Source organism: Streptomyces sp. NPDC007872 (assembly GCF_042868165.1).
Lineage (GTDB): Bacteria > Actinomycetota > Actinomycetes > Streptomycetales > Streptomycetaceae > Streptomyces.
Map to the genome: position 1 here is coordinate 641,099 of NZ_JBIAEA010000005.1, position 13,028 is coordinate 654,126.

Here is a 13,028-nt window from a genome sequence, read left to right on the forward strand (position 1 = left end):
GCGGTCTGGCACGAGCCTAACGACTACTCGGGCAGACGGAGTTCCAGGTCGGTACGGAGGGTGACGCCCTCGTCGCCGGCGGCGGAGAGGAGGTCGGCGACCGGGCCGTGGCCGGGGAGCCGGGCCTCGGGGTCCACGTCGTGCCAGGGGGCGAGGACGAAGGCGCGCTGGTGGGCGCGGGGGTGGGGCAGGGTGAGGACGGGGTCGTCGGAGACCACGTCCGCGTACGCGACGATGTCGACGTCGATGGTGCGGGGGCCCCAGCGCTCCTCGCGGACGCGGTGGAAGGCCTCCTCGACGGCGTGGGCGCGCTCCAGGAGGGAGGAGGGCGGCAGGGTCGTCTTCACGAGGGCGACGGCGTTGAAGTACGAGGGCTGGCTGCCGGGGTCGACGCCCCAGGGCTCGGTCTCGTAGACGGGGGAGACGGCCTTGACCCGGAGGCCGGGGGTGTCGGCGAGGGCGTCGACGGCGCCCTGGAGGGTCTCCAGGCGGTTGCCGAGGTTGGCGCCGAGGGCGAGGACGGCCCAGCGGGGGTTGGAGAGGGTGGTGTCCGCGGCGTCGACGGTCTCGACGACGGAGGCGGGTACGGGCTGGACGGTCGGGTCGCTCTGCGTCGCTTTCATCGTCGGCTCCGGGTGATCGTGACGGTGACGTCGTCGAAGGGCACGGTGATGGGCGCGTCCGGCTTGTGGACGACGACCTCCACCTCCTGTACCCCGGCGTGGCTCAGGCACTGCTGGGCGATGCGTTCGGCGAGGGTCTCGATGAGGTCGACGGGTTCGCCCTGGACGACGTCGACGACTTCCTCGGCGACGATTCCGTAGTGGACGGTCTTCGTGAGGTCGTCCCCGGCGGCGGCGGGACGGGTGTCCAGGCCGAGGGTCAGGTCCACGATGAAGGTCTGTCCCTCCTCGCGCTCCTTGGGGAAGACGCCGTGGTGGCCCCGGGCCTTGAGGCCGCGCAGCGCGACACGATCCACGCGAATCACTCCTGCTGTCGTAGTTCGGGTGGCCACGCAGCCGGGTGCGGACGGCCGGGTGTCCGTCGTCGAATCTACCCGCGAGGACCGACAGGGCATGCCCGTGGGGGGCCGGGGGTGGATGGAACCGCAGGTCAGAGGGGTGGTTCGGGGTCGTCCGGGGCGTCGTCCAGGGTGGGTTCTGCGGAGTCGGGGTCGTCGGTCTCGGCGAGGACGGGGGAGGCGTGGTGGGACCAGATCCGCCAGCCGTCGGGGGTGCGGCGGAAGACGTTGGTGGCGACCACGAGCTGTCCGACGAGGGGTCCGAGTTCGGCGCCGTCCTCGGCGGGGCCGCCGCTGAGGATGTTCTCGGTGCAGGTGACGAGGGCGGTGTCGCCGGCGAGGGAGACGTGGAGGTCGGTGAGGAAGAACTGGATGTAGTCGGTGTTCGCCATGATCAGGGCGTACGAGCGGAGGACCTCGCCGCGGCCGGTGAGGACGGGCCAGCCGGGGTGGACGCAGGTGACGGGGGTGGCGTCGTCGTCGAGCCAGAGGCCGGAGACGGTGTCGAAGTCGCCGGTCTCCATGGCCTCGTAGAAGGCGGTGTTGGCGGCTTCGACGGCCGCTTCGTCGGTGGCGGGGGTCACCTGGCTCCTTCGATCGCGCGGGCGACCCGGACGGCGTCGGCGGTGGCGCGGACCTCGTGGACGCGGACGGCCCACGCGCCCGCGTGGGCGGCGAGGGCGGAGACGGCGGCGGTGGCGGCGTCGCGTTCGCGGGCGGGGGGCGGGGCGGCTCCCTCGTGGGCGAGGACGTGGCCGAGGAAGCGTTTGCGGGAGGCGGCGACGAGGAGGGGGCGGCCGAGGGCGTGGAGCTCGGGGAGGCGGGCGACGAGGGCGAGGTCGTGGGGGGCGAGCTTGGCGAAGCCGAGGCCGGGGTCGATCACGATGCGGTCGGGGTCGACGCCGCCGTCGACGACGGCCTCCAGGCGGGTGCGGAGTTCGGTGAGGACTTCGGTGACGACGTCGTCGTAGACGGCGAGGCTGTTCATGGTGTCGCTGAAGCCGCGCCAGTGCATGACGACGAAGGGGACTTCGGCGGCGGCGACGGCGGGGACCATGCCGGGGTCGGCGAGGCCGCCGCTGACGTCGTTGACGAGGACGGCGCCGGCGTCGACGGCACGGGCGGCGACGGTGGCGCGCATGGTGTCGACGGAGACGGTGACGCCTTCGGCGGCGAGGCCGCGGACGACGGGGACGACGCGGCGGAGTTCTTCCTCCTCGTCGACGCGGGGGGCTCCGGGGCGGGTGGACTCGCCGCCGACGTCGACGAGGTCGGCGCCCTGGGCGACGAGGTGGAGGCCGTGTTTGACGGCGGCCGTGGTGTCGAACCAGCGGCCGCCGTCGGAGAAGGAGTCGGGGGTCACGTTGACCACGCCCATGACCGCGCAGCGGTCCCACTCCGGCAGGCCCCGGGCCGTGCCCCGGCCGATCGTCGTACTCATGGGACCAGCGTAGGGCTCGGGGCGGGGTCAGGCGGCGCGGGCCTCGTGTTCGGCGGGGGCGGCCGGGGTGAGGTGGGCGCAGGGGCGGGGGGCCGGGGCGGGGCGGCGGCGGGTGAGGGGGCGGGGCAGGGAGAGGTTCACGAAGCCTTCGGCCTGCATGGCGGCGAAGCCGATGCGGGGGAGGTCGCGGCTGGTGCGGTAGACGACGAAGCGGGGTTCCCAGCGGGGCCGGAACTTGGCGTTGAACTTGTAGAGGGACTCGATCTGGAACCAGCGGGAGAGGAAGACGAGGAGCCCGCGCCAGAGGCGGAGGACGGGTCCGGCGCCGATCTTCTCGCCGCGGGCGAGGGCGGCGCGGAACATGGCGAAGTTGAGGGAGACGCGTGCGATGCCGAGGGCGGGGGAGGCCTGGAGGGCGGCGACGATGAGGAGCTCGTTCATGCCGGGGTCGGCGGAGCGGTCCCGGCGCATGAGTTCGAGGGACATGCCGTCGCGGCCCCAGGGGACGAAGTGGATGATCGCCTTGAGTTCGCCGTAGGGGGAGTCGGGGTCGCCGTCGTCCTGTTTGTGGGCGGTCGCTATCACGGCGTCTCCGTCGCCGGGGGTGCCGATGCGGCCGAGTGCCATGGAGAAGCCGCGTTCGGTGTCGGTGCCGCGCCAGTCGGCGGCGGCGCGGCGGATGCGGGCGAGTTCGGTGTCGTCGAGGTCGCGGACGCGGCGGACCCGGGTGGTGTAGCCGTTGCGTTCGATGCGCTTGACCATCTGGCGGACGTTGCGCATGGCGCGGCCGGAGAGGGAGAAGTCGGCGACGTCGACGACGGCCTCGTCGCCGAGTTCGAGGGCGTCGAGGCCGGTTTCGCGGGTCCAGACCTGGCCGCCGGTCTCGGAGCAGCCCATGACGGCGGGGGTCCAGGAGTGGATCTTGGCTTCGTCCATGAAGCGTTCGATGGCGCCGGGCCAGGCCTCGACGTCGCCGATGGGGTCGCCGCTGGCGAGCATGACGCCGGAGACGACGCGGTAGCAGACGGCGGCCTTGCCGCTGGGGGAGAAGAGGACGCCCTTGTCGCGGCGGAGGGCGAAGTGGCCGAGGGAGTCGCGGCCGCCGTGCTGGTCGAGGAGGGCGCGCAGGCGGGCCTCGTCGTCGTCGGTGAGGCGGGCGGCGGGGTGTTCGGGGCGGAAGGCCAGGTAGATGGTGGTGAGGGCGGTGAGCATGCCGAGGGCGCCGAGGGAGTAGCCGACGGTCCAGTCGACGCCGTGGGTGTAGGCGACGGGGCCTTCGACGCCGAAGAGTCCGTACAGGACGTGTTCGAGGCGGTCGGCGAGGCTGGGGCTGCCGAGGGTGCGGCGCGGGTGGGCGCTGACGATGACGAGGCCGAGGGCGAGGGATCCGGCGCCCATGACGACGAAGTTGGCGAGGGCGCGCCAGCGGCTGCGGGGGTCGGGGAGGGCGGCGAATTCGCCGCGGTGGCGGAGGAGGAGGGCGAGGAGGGCGAGGGAGAGGAGGGCGCCGAGGACCGAGTGGCGCCAGACGAACTGGGCGGTGGCGCCGAGGGGGAGGAGGACGACGGCGGCCCGCCAGGCGCGGCGCTTGTGGCGCTTGAGGCCGTGGGCGAGGAGCAGGAGGAGGACGCCGGCGCTCAGGGAGAGGGCGGCGGAGAGGGGGCCGAGGGTGCCGGGGAGGACTTCGGCGAGGGCGTGGACGCGGCTGGCGCGGAAGCGGGGGAAGACCCCGGCGGCGATGTCGAGGAGGCCGACGAGGGTGCAGGCCGTGCCGACGAGCGAGGGGACCTTCTCGGGCCGGGGGCCGCGGAGAATCCGGCGTACCCGAACCGGAACCAATCCTCTTTTGTCCCCATCTAGCGTGACAGACATGGCTTCCCGTACTTCCCGTGGTCCTGCGCAGGGTCTTTGACTCCGGTCGGGCCCTGCGGCGCGTTCGGCGGGCCGTTCCGGTCGGTGCGCCTTCTAGGACGGCGTCGTACGGGGCCGGGTTCATCGGTTCACAGGAAATTCTCGGAAAGAAGGCTCGGTCGTCCCATGGGTCTCACCAGTACCAAAGTTCTCGTGCTGGCGGTCGTGGTGGCCGTGGCGCTGTTCCTGGCCACGGTCCTGCTGTGGCCGCGCCTCGCGCGCGGCGGGTGGCGGTCGGTCACGGGCCGGGTGGGGCTGCTGCTCGTGACCCAGGTGACGCTGTTCGCGGCGGTGGGGCTGGCGGCGAACCGGTCGTTCCTGTTCTACGGCTCGTGGGCGGATCTGTTCGGGCAGGAGCAGGACATGGGCGTGGTCGTCGACCACGCGGCCGCTTCGGAGGACGTGCGGGTGGTGGGGACGCAGGCGCTCGACGTGCCGGGCGGCGGGCGCCGGGAGGTCGGCGGGCAGATCCAGAAGGTGGTGGTGGCGGGGGAGCGGTCGAAGATCGTCTCGCCGGCCTATGTGTACCTGCCGCCGGAGTACTTCCAGGAGCGGTACGCGAAGCGGACGTTCCCGGCCGCGGTGGTGCTCACGGGGTACCCGGGGGCGGCGGAGAACCTGATCAAGGGGCTGAAGTACCCGAGGACGGCGTACCTCCAGGCGAAGGAGGGGCGGATGCAGCCGATGATCCTGGTGATACTGCGTCCGACGGTGGCGCCGCCCAGGGACACCGAGTGCGTGGACATCCCGGGGGGTCCGCAGACGGAGACCTTCTTCGCCCAGGACCTGCCGAAGGCGGTCTCGGAGACGTACCGGGTGGGGACGAAGCCCCGGAACTGGGGCTTCATGGGGCACTCGACGGGGGGCTACTGCGCGTTGAAGATCGCGTTGCGCCATCCGGACCGGTTCGCGGCGGGGGCGGGCTTCTCGGCGTACTACCGGGCGGCGGAGGACGTGACGACCGGTGACCTCTTCCGGGGGGACGACCGGCTGCGCAAGCGGGCGGACCTGCTGTGGAGCCTGGACCACCTGCCGCAGGGGCGGTCGTCGTTCCTGGTGACGTCGTCGAAGAAGGGCGAGGGGAACCTGAAGGAGACGCGGGAGTTCATCCGGAAGGTGAAGAGCCCGGCGGACGTCTCGTCGATCGTCCTGGAGAGCGGCGGCCACAACTTCAACACGTGGAACCGGGAGATTCCGCCGGGCCTTGTGTGGATGGGCGGGAAGCTCAGCGCGAACTGAGCCTCCCGCGGGATCCGGGGGATCCGGGGGATTCCGGCCGGTTCCGAGGGTTACGCGGCCGAGGCCCGGCGCAGGGCGCGGTGGACGCCGGCCGGGGTGAGGACGCCGAGGGGGCTGCCGTCGGCGTCGGTGACGGTGAGGCGGCCCGTGTCGTGCTGGAGGAGGACGGCGAGCGCCTCCTTGAGGGAGGTGCCAAGCGGTACGGGGGCGGGGTCGCCCTCCCCGGGGCCCCCGGCCGGCACGGGGTCGAGGTCGGCCTCGCCGACGGGGGTGACGGCGAGGCGCTTGAGGCCGCGGTCGCTGCCGACGAAGTCCGCGACGTACGGGGTGGCGGGGGCGCCGAGGACGGTGGCGGGGGTGTCGAACTGTTCGATGCGGCCCTGTCCGTAGACGGCCATGCGGTCGCCCATGCGGACGGCCTCCTCGATGTCGTGGGTGACGAGGAGGACGGTCTTGCGGACGGTGGCCTGGAGGGCGAGGAACTCGTTCTGGAGGCGTTCGCGGACGACGGGGTCGACGGCGCCGAAGGGCTCGTCCATGAGGAGGACGGGCGGGTCGGCGGCGAGGGCGCGGGCGACGCCGACGCGCTGGCGCTGGCCGCCGGAGAGCTGGGCGGGGTAGCGGGAGCCGTAGGTGGCCGGGTCGAGGCCGACGAGGTCGAGGAGTTCGGCGGCACGCGCGCGTGCGGCCGCCTTCTTCCAGCCGAGGAGGGCGGGGACGGTCGCGGTGTTGTCGAGGACGGTGCGGTGGGGAAAGAGCCCGACCTGCTGGATGACGTAGCCGATCTTGCGGCGCAGGGCGACCGGGTCGACGCCCGCGATGTCCTGTCCGTCGACGAGGACGCGGCCGGAGGTCGGCTCGACGAGCCGGTTCACCATCATCATCGTGGTCGTCTTGCCGCAGCCGGACGGGCCGACCAGGGTGACGAGTTCGCCCTCGGCGACCTCGAAGGAGAGGTCGTCCACGGCGGTGGTGCCGTCGTCGTACCGCTTGGTCACGTGCTCGAACCGGATCATGGTTCCCCATTCTGGCCCCTGGACGGCGGGGGTGTGTGAAGGGCGTGTTGCCGCATTGTGGCGGACTCCGGCGATTGTCGGTGGTGGGGGTTAGGGTCGTCCACACATGCGTTCGGGTGGGTGGGGTACCGGGGGGAGGATGATGAGTGCGCCGAACTGTCTGGTCGCGAACGACTGGATCTGCGGGGAGTACCTGCGCACGCGCCGCGAGGAGCTGACGGACGCGCTGCTCCAGCATGTGGGAATCACGGCCGTCTCGGTGCTGATCGCGCTCGTCGTCGCGGTGCCGCTGGCGCTGCTCGTGCGGGCCAGGCCCCGGTTCGCCGGTCCGGTCCTCGGTCTGACGACCCTGCTCTACACGGTCCCGTCGCTGGCGATGTTCTCGCTGCTGCTGCCGTTCTTCGGGCTCTCGGCGGCGCTCGTGGTGACCGGCCTCGTGCTGTACGCCCTGACGATCCTCGTGCGGAACACGCTGGCGGGGCTCGCCGCGGTCCCGGCCGAGACGCGGGAGGCGGCCCGGGGCATGGGGTACGGCTCGCTGCGGCTGCTGTGGGCGGTCGAACTGCCCCTGGCGCTGCCGGTCCTGATGGCCGGTGTGCGGATGGCGACGGTGTCCACGATCGCGCTGACGACGATCGGCTCGGTCGTCGGGCGCGGCGGTCTCGGCAATCTGATCGAGGACGCCCTGCCCACCTTCTTCAAGGCGCAGGTGCTCGCCGCCTCGGTGCTGTGCGTGCTCCTCGCCGTCGTCGCCGACCTGCTGCTCCTGGGCCTCCAGCGGCTCCTGACGCCCTGGGCCCGCATACGGACCGCGCCGGGAGGTGGGTGAGGTGGGGGTCGTGACGGACGCCTGGGGCTGGCTCACCACCGGCGCGCACTGGACGGGCGACGGCGGCGTGGGGCAGCGGCTCGCCGAGCACGTGTACGTGAGCGGGCTCGCGCTCCTGATCGCCTCGGCGCTCGCGCTGCCGCTCGGCCTGTGGCTGGGCCACCTGGGCCGGGGCGGCGCGCTCGCGGTGAACGTGTCGAACGTGGGCCGGGCGGTGCCCGTCTTCGCGGTCCTCGCCCTGTTCATGGTGTCGCCCCTGCGGAACGCCGGATACGTGCCGACCGTGGTGGCCCTGGTGCTGTTCGCGATGCCCCCGCTCCTCACCAACGCCTACGTGGGGGTGCGGGAGGTGGACCGGTCCGCGGTGCGGGCCGCCCGGGGCATGGGGATGACGGGCGGGCAGGTCTTCCTCCGGGTGGAACTGCCGCTCGCCCGGCCGGTGGTGATGACCGGCGTCCGCTCGGCCGCCGTCCAGGTCGTCGCCACGGCCACGGTCGCGGCGATGGTCGGCCAGGGCGGTCTCGGCCGGATCATCACGGCCGGGTTCGCCACGTACGACACGGGGCAGGTGGTGGCGGGCGCCGTGCTCGTGGCCCTGCTCGCCCTCCTGGTGGAGGGCGCGCTCGTGGGCGCGGACCGGCTCCTGTCGGGGCCGGGGCAGGCGCGCGCACCGAAGGACAGAACGATTCGATGAAGCCGACTGGATGGGTGATCTCGTGAACAGGGTCTCGCGTATCGCGGGCGCGCTGCTGGGTACGGCGGCGCTGACGGCCGCCCTCGCGGCGTGCGGCGGTGACAGCCTGGAGGACGGAAAGAAGGGCTCCGACGGTTCGGGGAGCTCCGGCGGAGGGTCCAAGGGCTCCCTGGTGGTCGGCGCGGCCGCCTTCACCGAGGCCAAGGTCCTCGCGGAGCTGTACGCCCAGTCGCTGCGGGACGCCGGATACTCCGTCTCGATCACCACCGTGAAGAACCGCGAGCTGTACGAGCCCTCCCTGGAGAGCGGCGAGATCGACGTCGTCCCGGAATACGCGGCGACGATCGCGGAATTCCTCAACGCGAAGGCGAACGGGCCGAAGGCGCCCGAGGAGAAGCCGGTCGCCTCGGGCGACGCGGCGGCCACGGTCGAGGCGCTGCGGAAGCTCGCGGAGCCGCGCGGCCTGAAGGTCCTCGCGGTCGGAGGGGCGGTCGACCAGAACGCCTTCGCGGTGGCTAAGGAATTCGCCGAGAAGAACAAGCTGAAGACGCTTTCCGACCTCGGTGCCTCCAAGATCAAGGTGAAGATCGCCGCCGGTGACGAATGCGCGGTACGCCCCTTCTGCGCCCCCGGTCTGAAGAAGACCTACGGGATCGACGTGGCCGGGATCGACCCCAAGGGCGTCGGCACCCCGCAGGCCAAGCAGGCCGTCAAGGACGGGGTGGACCAGTTGGTCCTGACGACCACCACGGACGCCACGATCGAGAACTACGGACTCGTCTTCCTCACCGACGACAAGAAGCTCCAGAACGCCGACAACGTGCTGCCCGTGGTCAACGCCAAGGACGCCGGTTCTCCCGAGATAGCCGCCGCCCTCGACAAGATCACCAAGGTGCTCACCACAGCGGATCTCGCCGAACTCAACCGCAAGGTGGATGCCGAGCGGGCGAAGCCGGAGGACGTCGCCAAGGAGTATCTGACGGCGAAGGGGCTGCTCAAGAAGTAGGCGCGGGGCGGGGGGAGTCGGCCCGAAACGGAACCGGAAGGGCCGATATCCACTTCCGGTGGCGAGAAGTGGCCAAGAGATTGCCGGGCCGACCCCCCACGTGACGCCTACGCACGGTAAATTTCAGGCCATGCCACGTGGACGCCACCGCCATTCCCCGCCTCTGCACAAGCTGCTGCCGCCCTCCGCGGTCGCCGGCGCCGCGGTCGTGTGCGCCGCGGCCGCCTGGCTGCCCGGAGACCTGGTGGTCGTACGGCTCCTGACCGCCGCCGCGGCGGCCGCGGCCGTCACCGGCGCCGTCCTCATGCGCAGTTGGGACCGGGGCGCCGGGCTGCGCGTCGCCGAGACCGAGCGGGCGCGCGCCGCCGACCAGTGGAAGGCCGAGGAGCGGGTCGCCGAACTGGAGTCCGACCTCGACGAGTCCCGCGCCCTGCGCGCCCGGCTCGACGCCAAGCTCCGCGCCAAGCGCGTGGAACTCGCCGGGCTGCGCGGCGAGCACGCCGACCTGCTCCGCCGCTACGCCACCGCCGAGACCGAGCGGGCCAGCGCCCTGGAGGGCCGCCGCGTCCTCGCCCTGGAGAGCGCGGGCGGCGACGCCAAGGCCCTTCCGGCCGCCGGCTCCACGCCCACCCCCGAGGCCTTCCGCCGCGCCGCCCAGGCCCTGCGCGACCTCCCGCGCAACGCCGCCGCCCAGCAGGCCCGCCGCACCGCCGAGGCGGCCCGCGCCCGCGACCTCGCCGAGCGCGCCCGGGAGACGGAGGAGCCGCAGGGGAAGCACGCGGCGGCCACCGGGACCGAGCAGCACACCCGGCCGGCCGCCCTCGCGCTCCCGCCCGCCCCCGCTCCCGCGCCCGTCCCGGTCGCCGCCGCGATCGTCCCGTACGCCGCGCGCAGGTCCGCCCCGCGCCCGGAGGGCGGCTTCGACTTCTTCGGCACGCAGAAGACGGCGGACGCCATCGAGGCCGTGCAGAACACGGACCTCGCCGACGTCGTGGGCGAGGAGGTCCTGGCCGCCGGGGCCGCGCTCGGCACCCCCGCCCCGGCCGCCGGGCCCGCCGCCGGCATCGGCACCCCCGTGCCGCCGCGGACGGTCGGCCAGGTCATCGACCTGACCGCGCACGACGAGACGGAGCAGCTCGACGTGGCGGAGCTGCGCGGGGCCGTGAACTCGTGACGCACCGCCTCGCCGACTTCCCCGCCGGTGAGGCCGCCCGCCGCCGGGACGAACTGCTCGCCCTGTGCGCCCAGGCCTTCTGCGGCGCCCCTTGGCACGAACCGCCGCTCGGCGCCGTGCGGACCGTGGAGCGGCTGCTCGGCTCGGCGGCCGGGCGGCCCGACTTCCGGGCCGTCGCCGCGTTCGGCCCCGACGACGAGCTGCGGGGCTTCACGGCCGGCTGGACCGACACCGTCCTGACCGGCCGCGAGCCCGCCTTCGAACTCGCCGAACTCGTCGTCGCCCCCGCCCACCAGGGCCTGGGCACCGGCCGCGCCCTCCACGACGCGATCCTCGCGGACCTGGCCCCGGGCTCACGCCTTCTGATGACCCTCGACGTACCGGAGCTGACGAAGCGGTACGAACGCTGGGGCTGGAGCATGTACGACCGGCGCACACCGGGCACGTCGGGGCACGCGTACGCGGTGATGCGCCGCGAGGACGGATAGCGCCGGATTCTACTCGCTCTTCTTGTCCTGCTTTGTCTTGCTCTATTTGTCGATGTCGCCGACGACGAAGAAGAGCGAGCCCAGGATCGCCACCATGTCGGAGACCAGCGTCCCCGGCAGCAGCTCGGCGAGCGCCTGGATGTTGTTGAACGAGGCCGAGCGCAGCTTCAGCCGGTACGGGGTCTTCTCGCCCTTCGACACCAGGTAGTAGCCGTTCACGCCGAGCGGGTTCTCGGTCCACGCGTACGTGTGGCCCTCCGGCGCCTTCAGGACCTTCGGCAGCCGCTGGTTGACCGGCCCCGGCGGCAGCTCCTCCATCCGGTCCAGGCAGGCGTCCGCCAGGTCCAGGGAGTTGTGCGTCTGGTCGAGCAGGCACTCGAACCGGGCCAGGCAGTCGCCCTCCTCCCGCACCGCCACCCGCAGGACGTCCGCCAGCTCCCCGTACGCGAGGTACGGCTCGTCGCGGCGCAGGTCGAAGTCCACGCCCGAGGCGCGGGCGATCGGCCCCGACACCCCGTACGCGTGGACCGCCTCCCGCGACAGGACCCCGATCCCGCGCGTGCGGCCCCGGAAGATCTCGTTGCCGAGGACGAGCCGGTCGTACACGTCCATCCGCGACCGCACGTCCGCGACCGCCTGCCGCACCCGCCCCGTCCAGCCGGCCGGCAGGTCCTCCTTGAGGCCGCCGACCCGGTTGAACATGTAGTGCATCCGGCCGCCGGACGCCTCCTCCATCACCGCCTGGAGCTCCTCGCGCTCCCGGAAGGCGTGGAAGACCGGGGTGATCCCGCCCAGTTCGAGGGGGTACGAGCCGAGGAACATCAGGTGGTTGAGGACCCGGTTCAGCTCGGCGAGGAGCGTACGGGTCCACACCGCGCGCTCCGGGACCTCCATGCCCAGCATCCGCTCGACGGCCATCACCACGCCCAGCTCGCTGGAGAAGGCGGAGAGCCAGTCGTGGCGGTTGGCCAGCATGACGATCTGCCGGTAGTCCCGCGCCTCGAAGAGCTTCTCGGCCCCCCGGTGCATGTAGCCGACCACCGGCTCGGCCGACCGGATCACCTCGCCGTCCAGGACGAGCCGGAGCCGGAGCACGCCATGGGTCGAGGGATGCTGCGGCCCGATGTTCAGCACCATGTCGGTGCTCTCCGCCGCGCCGCCGATTCCGACCGTCGTCTCCGTCATGCGGCCAGTATCTCCCGTACGGGACGCACCCCTACGGCCCGTCCGCCGGCGGCACCCGCCGGGTCAGCCAGAGGAAGTCGCCGAGACCGCCCCGGGCGGTCAGCTCGGCCGCCTCGCCGGCCGAGGACAGGGCCCTGAGGTACCCGGCGGGGTCGGCAGAGGCGAGCGCGAGGGGCGGCCGGTCCCCGGTCACCCCGAGCCGCCGCAGCGCCTCCCGCTGCGCGACCAGCTCCGTGTCCGCCCCGCCGGGCGAGGCGGCCGCGCACGCGTCGAGCGCCACGTGGGACGTCAGGTCGCAGGAGCCGTCCGGGACCGGCGGGACCTCGCGGCCCGCCCGGAAGCCGGTCAGGGAACCGAAGGGCGGCCGGGAGCCCCGTACGTGCGCGTAGTCCACGGCCACCGCGCGGCCCGCCGCCAGACAGGACACCGCCGACGCCCAGGCCTCGTCGCGGGGCCGCCCGATCTCGGCCCGCGCGCCGGGCTCCCGCAGCGGCCACCAGCGCTCCAGCCACTCCGCGTCCACCCCGGAGACGGGCGCGCCGAGCCGCTCCGTACCGTCGTCGCGCACCTCCACGTACCGGGCCGTGCCCGTCGCGTCCGCCTCGGCCACGTCCACCGGCACGTTGTCCAGCCACTCGTTCGCGAAGAGCAGCCCCCGCGCCCCGCGCGGCGGCCGGTCCGTCCACTCCACCCGGGGGTCGAGCCCGTCCGGGCGACCGGCGCGCTCCACCGCGTGCGCCCGTACCGAGAGACCGCTCCCGGCGGTCGCCGCGAGCACCCCCGCGAGCAGCTCCCCGCGCCCCGCGCCCACGTCCACGAGGTCGACCCCGTCCGTCCCCAGCTCCTCCGCGACCTCGCCGAGGAGCCGGGCCACGGCCCCCGCGAAGAGCGGGGAGGCGTGCACCGAGGTGCGGAAGTGCCCCGCGGGCCCCTCGGGCCGCAGATAGAAGCCCCCCGGGCCGTACAGCGCCCGCTCCGTGGCCTCCCGCCACCCCTGCCACCGCCGCGTCTCGTCCGTCACGGA

At 73.3% G+C, this 13,028-nt stretch carries 14 protein-coding genes; 6 read left to right on the forward strand and 8 right to left on the reverse strand.

Annotation, left to right across the window (positions count from 1 at the left end):
- Window positions 1-23 precede the first annotated feature (23 nt).
- The 5 genes from folK to ACFYNX_RS21590 all read right to left on the reverse strand — a co-directional run bounded on the left by folK (window position 24) and on the right by ACFYNX_RS21590 (window position 4,334).
- Window positions 24-623, reverse strand: coding sequence for a 2-amino-4-hydroxy-6-hydroxymethyldihydropteridine diphosphokinase (gene folK / locus ACFYNX_RS21570; RefSeq protein ID WP_365539127.1), 600 nt, complete (start codon window positions 621-623; stop codon window positions 24-26).
- Window positions 620-979: a dihydroneopterin aldolase gene (gene folB, locus ACFYNX_RS21575; RefSeq protein ID WP_365539124.1), complete on the reverse strand. Its 360-nt coding sequence runs from the start codon at window positions 977-979 to the stop codon at window positions 620-622. Before folB ends, folK begins: the two co-directional genes overlap by 4 nt.
- Before the next feature lie 134 nt (window positions 980-1,113).
- On the reverse strand, window positions 1,114-1,545 hold the full coding sequence (locus tag ACFYNX_RS21580) for a nuclear transport factor 2 family protein (protein ID WP_388663436.1): 432 nt from the start codon (window positions 1,543-1,545) through the stop codon (window positions 1,114-1,116).
- Between the two features lie 56 nt (window positions 1,546-1,601).
- Complete coding sequence (folP, locus tag ACFYNX_RS21585; protein ID WP_388663317.1) at window positions 1,602-2,462, reverse strand: dihydropteroate synthase; 861 nt, start codon at window positions 2,460-2,462, stop codon at window positions 1,602-1,604.
- Between the two features lie 27 nt (window positions 2,463-2,489).
- Window positions 2,490-4,334 carry a phosphatidylglycerol lysyltransferase domain-containing protein gene (locus ACFYNX_RS21590; RefSeq protein ID WP_388663319.1) on the reverse strand — a complete coding sequence of 615 codons (1,845 nt, stop codon included), beginning with the start codon at window positions 4,332-4,334 and terminating at the stop codon, window positions 2,490-2,492.
- Between the two features lie 165 nt (window positions 4,335-4,499).
- On the opposite strand from ACFYNX_RS21590, the gene ACFYNX_RS21595 reads away from it, so the two are divergent.
- Complete coding sequence (locus tag ACFYNX_RS21595; RefSeq protein ID WP_365539114.1) at window positions 4,500-5,612, forward strand: alpha/beta hydrolase-fold protein; 1,113 nt, start codon at window positions 4,500-4,502, stop codon at window positions 5,610-5,612.
- A gap of 50 nt (window positions 5,613-5,662) precedes the next feature.
- Here ACFYNX_RS21595 and ACFYNX_RS21600 read toward each other — a convergent pair whose 3' ends face one another.
- Window positions 5,663-6,628 (reverse strand): ABC transporter ATP-binding protein, encoded by a 966-nt coding sequence (locus ACFYNX_RS21600; RefSeq protein WP_388663321.1) that lies wholly within the window; start codon window positions 6,626-6,628, stop codon window positions 5,663-5,665.
- Between the two features lie 142 nt (window positions 6,629-6,770).
- Here ACFYNX_RS21600 and ACFYNX_RS21605 point away from each other — a divergent pair, with 142 nt between their 5' ends.
- From ACFYNX_RS21605 to ACFYNX_RS21625, 5 genes are all read left to right on the forward strand, one after another.
- A complete protein-coding gene (locus ACFYNX_RS21605; protein WP_365539798.1) occupies window positions 6,771-7,457 on the forward strand; it encodes an ABC transporter permease in 687 nt (228 codons plus the stop codon).
- Window position 7,458: 1 nt separating this feature from the next.
- On the forward strand, window positions 7,459-8,151 hold the full coding sequence (locus tag ACFYNX_RS21610) for an ABC transporter permease (protein ID WP_365539109.1): 693 nt from the start codon (window positions 7,459-7,461) through the stop codon (window positions 8,149-8,151).
- A gap of 10 nt (window positions 8,152-8,161) precedes the next feature.
- Window positions 8,162-9,157, forward strand: a complete 996-nt coding sequence (locus ACFYNX_RS21615) for an ABC transporter substrate-binding protein (protein ID WP_365539106.1) — start codon at window positions 8,162-8,164, stop codon at window positions 9,155-9,157.
- Window positions 9,158-9,287: 130 nt separating this feature from the next.
- On the forward strand, window positions 9,288-10,331 hold the full coding sequence (locus ACFYNX_RS21620) for a hypothetical protein (protein ID WP_365539104.1): 1,044 nt from the start codon (window positions 9,288-9,290) through the stop codon (window positions 10,329-10,331).
- Window positions 10,328-10,819 carry a GNAT family N-acetyltransferase gene (locus ACFYNX_RS21625; protein WP_388663324.1) on the forward strand — a complete coding sequence of 164 codons (492 nt, stop codon included), beginning with the start codon at window positions 10,328-10,330 and terminating at the stop codon, window positions 10,817-10,819. The genes ACFYNX_RS21620 and ACFYNX_RS21625 overlap by 4 nt, the downstream gene beginning before the upstream one ends.
- A 42-nt stretch (window positions 10,820-10,861) precedes the next feature.
- Here ACFYNX_RS21625 and ACFYNX_RS21630 read toward each other — a convergent pair whose 3' ends face one another.
- Together ACFYNX_RS21630 and ACFYNX_RS21635 are read right to left on the reverse strand one after the other, a co-directional pair.
- Window positions 10,862-12,004: an NADH-quinone oxidoreductase subunit D gene (locus ACFYNX_RS21630; RefSeq protein ID WP_388663326.1), complete on the reverse strand. Its 1,143-nt coding sequence runs from the start codon at window positions 12,002-12,004 to the stop codon at window positions 10,862-10,864.
- Between the two features lie 31 nt (window positions 12,005-12,035).
- Entirely contained in the window at window positions 12,036-13,025 is a 990-nt protein-coding gene (locus ACFYNX_RS21635; RefSeq protein WP_388663328.1) for an SAM-dependent methyltransferase, read from the reverse strand.
- Between the last annotated feature and the right edge of the window lie 3 nt (window positions 13,026-13,028).

What these genes read in the sequence shown, in the direction of transcription:
- ACFYNX_RS21615 (WP_365539106.1), top strand. Translation starts at nt 8,162, where the DNA reads ATGGGTGATCTCGTGAACAGGGTCTCGCGTATCGCGGGCGCGCTGCTG.
- ACFYNX_RS21600 (WP_388663321.1), bottom strand. Translation starts at nt 6,628, where the DNA reads ATGATCCGGTTCGAGCACGTGACCAAGCGGTACGACGACGGCACCACC.
- folK (WP_365539127.1), bottom strand. Translation starts at nt 623, where the DNA reads ATGAAAGCGACGCAGAGCGACCCGACCGTCCAGCCCGTACCCGCCTCC.
- ACFYNX_RS21580 (WP_388663436.1), bottom strand. Translation starts at nt 1,545, where the DNA reads ATGGAGACCGGCGACTTCGACACCGTCTCCGGCCTCTGGCTCGACGAC.
- ACFYNX_RS21590 (WP_388663319.1), bottom strand. Translation starts at nt 4,334, where the DNA reads ATGTCTGTCACGCTAGATGGGGACAAAAGAGGATTGGTTCCGGTTCGG.
- ACFYNX_RS21605 (WP_365539798.1), top strand. Translation starts at nt 6,771, where the DNA reads ATGAGTGCGCCGAACTGTCTGGTCGCGAACGACTGGATCTGCGGGGAG.
- ACFYNX_RS21620 (WP_365539104.1), top strand. Translation starts at nt 9,288, where the DNA reads ATGCCACGTGGACGCCACCGCCATTCCCCGCCTCTGCACAAGCTGCTG.
- ACFYNX_RS21595 (WP_365539114.1), top strand. Translation starts at nt 4,500, where the DNA reads ATGGGTCTCACCAGTACCAAAGTTCTCGTGCTGGCGGTCGTGGTGGCC.
- folP (WP_388663317.1), bottom strand. Translation starts at nt 2,462, where the DNA reads ATGAGTACGACGATCGGCCGGGGCACGGCCCGGGGCCTGCCGGAGTGG.
- ACFYNX_RS21630 (WP_388663326.1), bottom strand. Translation starts at nt 12,004, where the DNA reads ATGACGGAGACGACGGTCGGAATCGGCGGCGCGGCGGAGAGCACCGAC.